Origin of the sequence: Endozoicomonas sp. ONNA2, assembly GCF_024606365.1 — a bacterium.
Lineage (GTDB): Bacteria > Pseudomonadota > Gammaproteobacteria > Pseudomonadales > Endozoicomonadaceae > Endozoicomonas.
Genome location: NZ_JAHHPO010000846.1, coordinates 1 through 3,824, shown reverse-complemented (window position 1 = coordinate 3,824; position 3,824 = coordinate 1). Strand labels below are relative to the sequence as shown.

4 protein-coding genes are annotated in these 3,824 nt (G+C 43.3%); 2 read left to right on the top strand and 2 right to left on the bottom strand.

From position 1 onward, the window contains the following. Positions 1–181 precede the first annotated feature (181 nt). Positions 182–706 carry a hypothetical protein gene (locus KDK14_RS15045; RefSeq protein WP_257265991.1) on the top strand — a complete coding sequence of 175 codons (525 nt, stop codon included), beginning with the start codon at positions 182–184 and terminating at the stop codon, positions 704–706. A 150-nt stretch (positions 707–856) separates the two neighbouring features. On the opposite strand, the gene KDK14_RS15040 is transcribed toward KDK14_RS15045, so the two are convergent. Next, positions 857–2,899, bottom strand: coding sequence for a hypothetical protein (locus KDK14_RS15040; RefSeq protein ID WP_257265990.1), 2,043 nt, complete (start codon positions 2,897–2,899; stop codon positions 857–859). A 94-nt stretch (positions 2,900–2,993) separates the two neighbouring features. Then, a complete protein-coding gene (locus tag KDK14_RS15035; RefSeq protein ID WP_257265989.1) occupies positions 2,994–3,356 on the bottom strand; it encodes a hypothetical protein in 363 nt (120 codons plus the stop codon). 211 nt (positions 3,357–3,567) lie between these two features. Here KDK14_RS15035 and KDK14_RS15030 point away from each other — a divergent pair, with 211 nt between their 5' ends. After that, positions 3,568–3,765: a DUF2788 domain-containing protein gene (locus KDK14_RS15030; protein ID WP_257265988.1), complete on the top strand. Its 198-nt coding sequence runs from the start codon at positions 3,568–3,570 to the stop codon at positions 3,763–3,765. Positions 3,766–3,824 lie beyond the last annotated feature (59 nt).

Sequence of the window (3,824 nt, the reverse complement as noted above, 5' to 3'; positions counted from 1 at the left end):
TTTTTGCTCATTAAAAGCTTAATATACTGATGTGCATTTAAAATATTTTGCTGTAAAAGTTTGGTTTTTTGATGAATTAAATAAAATCAACAGGCCATTCACTGGATCTCAAAGAGCAAAAAATTCCAGCTGGAGAAAAAAATGCAAAAAAAATAACTCAATGAACTCAAGGATGAAGGTCATGAATATAAGAACTATTGTTCAATACATTTTCCAAACAATCTACTTAACTATGACCTTGGGCTTTATATCCTGTTCATCAGCGGATCATTCCACAGTTACAGCATCGGACTACAAAACTCCATTTTTGAACGATGTTTCATCTATCGATTATTATCAAGAACCCATTTATCAAACCTACAACACAAAAACAGAATTTGCTTTCAAAAAAAGAAAAGAGTTGAATCAAGAACGCATCAGCTCATTCATTTACAAAACCATTGATGACCCGAACAAGGTCCGAAATCAGGTGGCAGGCTCAGCCATACTTTATGGTCTGGACAGTATCGGTCTTGGAGAAAACGTTCAAGAAGGTATCTTTTTTATCAGAAAGAACACCCGTTACTCATTCAGTCATTGCGGTGAAGTGCGGCTCAGGACCAATAGAATTACTGCGGGCAGCTGCTTACCAGAGGGCGGATCTGTTGAGTTGAATTCCAACTACAATTTCAACTCTTTACAACTACAGTTCAAATGGCCTTTCTAAACTTGAACCAATGAGGCAATGTCTGAACTCAAAAGGACTGACTCAGTATATTGAAGAGCATGAACAGATTTCGCTACGGTGCCGGTCAACCGGGGATCATTCTTGATTAACCGGCATTCACTGCGACTCAGTCAATACCGGTTAAGCAGATTACTTCACATTAGAAATGATATCCCTGAGCAGGGAGTATATCTTCTGCTGGGCGTTGGACATGGCATCAAAGTTTTGATTATACGTCTGCATCGCCCTTTGCAGCTGAACGGTCTGAATCTGACTGTTGCCATTGAGATTATCCCGGGCATTAATCAGGCTCTTCTTTAAATTGACCCACTCTTCAGGAGTCAGCCGACCACTACCGCTGGCATCAGGATAGGTAATCCTCAATATGTTTGTCAGGAGTTCTTTCTCCTTCTGGGTCATAAACGGCGTGGTACCGTTAAACTCATCATTGATAGCCTGACTGAACGCCAGCTTCCTGCCAAAAAAACCGGATACCTGATTGCTGGAATCATTGGGATTCGCTTTGCTGATCGCCTGGGTACCCCGGCCATCATACTCCCACTGGTGCATGCCTCCGGCTTCATACAGGATGTGACCATCATGATTGTTGATATCGAGGCTATGGCTGTTTTTTGGGCGTTCGGCATTTGGAACAGCCTGTGGAGGTGGTGCATACCTGTCATAGGAGAATCCGGGCAGAATACTGGACGCAGACATTGATTTTATATCAATATCTCCCTCATCCCTATGGTAGTATATGTGTGCTTTCAATCTTGCTGCAGATTCATCCATTATGCGTTTAAAAAAATCATCTAAACTTTCCCCGGAGATCATTTTGTAGCTATACCACTTTGTATAACTGTTATTTTCCCCATCAGTATCCTCCAGATTCAATTTAAGGGTATAGCCATTGGTCTGCAACTCTCTTTCAAGTCCTTTCATCTTTTCGTCAGAAAGTTCCATTTGCAATATCTGATTTTGCAATTTTAACAAATAATCATCAGTGAATGTCTTGATACTCCCATAATCCTCCGAATTATAAAAATTCCTGCTGTCACTGACATATTTGGATGGAACGACACTGACTGTTTTACTGGTCGCCGGTATCACTTCCTGATAACTGTATGCGGGAAGGTTAATATCAGTACTGACATACTGTATGTCTATGTCGCCTTCCTCATCATTGACATAATTACGGAAATCCAGTTTGGAGCGATTAACAGCGCGTTCAATAAATTGGTAGAGCGTTTCATCGGCGTAGGGCTGATATCTAAACGATTTATCATATTCACTATCCGCTAAATCTGTTTCACCGAGCCCCCAGTCAATCGTCATCCCGCCATCCGACTTTATCTTGGCTAGTATGGCAGCCTGTTCCGCCTGGGATTTATTTTTAATAACCCCCTCCCACGTGGAGAGTACATTGCCTCCATGGGTGACATCAATGGTGTTGTAACTTTCATCATCGTGGAAAGCCGCGTACGTCGTCAGCTCGCCAGCAGCAACATGTACCGTTTGCGTGGTCGTAGTCGGTTGGGCTACGGGCTGGTTAACTGCCGCCTCAATGGTAGGGGAACCGATGGCCAATGATCCGGCGACATCGACATTACTGATTTTCATTCCCTGGTTATCCCGGGTAATGATAATCGAGGTTATATCCGCCATTCCTCCGGAAAAGTCCGAGGAATTGAATGCTTTATCCGGAGTTCCGGCCTTAAAGGTAATCTCAGTGCCGTCGTCCAGTATATAGGTCATGTCGTTCATCACGGGAATGCCAACTTCCAGTGCATCCACCGTGGTGCCGACAGGCACAGGTATGAGAGTCTGGTTCTGGTAGATTAACTGATTACCCTTACCGTCAAGCAGGGTGAACGTGTTGCCACCATTACCATCCGGTTGGAAATTCAACCCATAACCATTATCAAGCACAACATTGTTGCCTTTAACCTGCCATGTGGTGGAGGAATAATGGGTTGATCCATACTCGGCAACATTTGCCTTGCCAATCAACTTATTAATAGTATCTATATACTGATTACTTTTATCAATTTCACCAATAATTCTTCGAACTTCCGAGTCCAGCATTTCTCCACGTTCCAGATAAACTGCAGCAATGAAGTCCTGCTGACTCATATCTGCCGGATTTAAAGTTTTTATATCATTAGTCGTGGTAACGCCATTAACGTTATTCATGCTGTGCTCATCCCTGAAAAGCAGTTATTTTTTTGATATTGATCCGTTTAATTCGTTGGCCAAACAGGATTTCATTTGGTTAACTACTTACGGCCTATACATATCCGGAGCGCTTTTTGACGGTACTTGCTTTTTTCACTTTGCGTTGACTGAGCAGACGGCCGGCACTGCTGAGTTCTTTGCGCTTGGCCGATGCTTCATTAGCCATATTGCTTTTTAACTCATTATGAAAACTGAGCAGTTCTTCCCTGCCTTTCTGCTTTTGGCGAGATGTCCAGTAGTCACTATTGATAAAAGCACGTAACTTTTCCCGGTCCATGCCACCGTTTTTCATGAACTCTTCCTGCTTATCCAACAACACTTTTGCCTCTCGAATGGCAGCCTTTGATGATTCAGAAGCCAGATAGTTGGATTTTTGCAATTTGGTGATATCTATCAGCCTGAGTTTGAGCGCCATACCTACCCCCGGATAGCCTTTGAACAGATCATTGTTAAACTCTCTGGATACCTATATCGGTCCGGGGACAAATCTATGTAGGGTCTTTGATAATCGCAATGCCTAACCAGAAGCATCAACCAGGGGGGAGTGGTATGCGACATTGGCGACTGAACAATAAAGTGCCTACAATGTCGACAAAGAAAAATGTGGGCAAAATCCCGGAGGTTCTATGGACGTAGCTGAGTTCGAAACCCTAATGCTGCAGGTCCTGATCAGCGGGCTGGTTTTATTCATGGCCTTTATTGTTTATGACCTGGCGAAAAAATCCAACGCGGGAAAGTGGGGTTCATTTGTACTTTTCGGAGCACTGGGCCTTGGTGTTCTGGGTTTTTTGATCAAGACGCTTCTTGTTGAAATGATTGTTTAGGCCGAAACGTACAGCGGCAGATCCTGCCACTTTTTGGCTATAAATAGCCTAACCAGGAC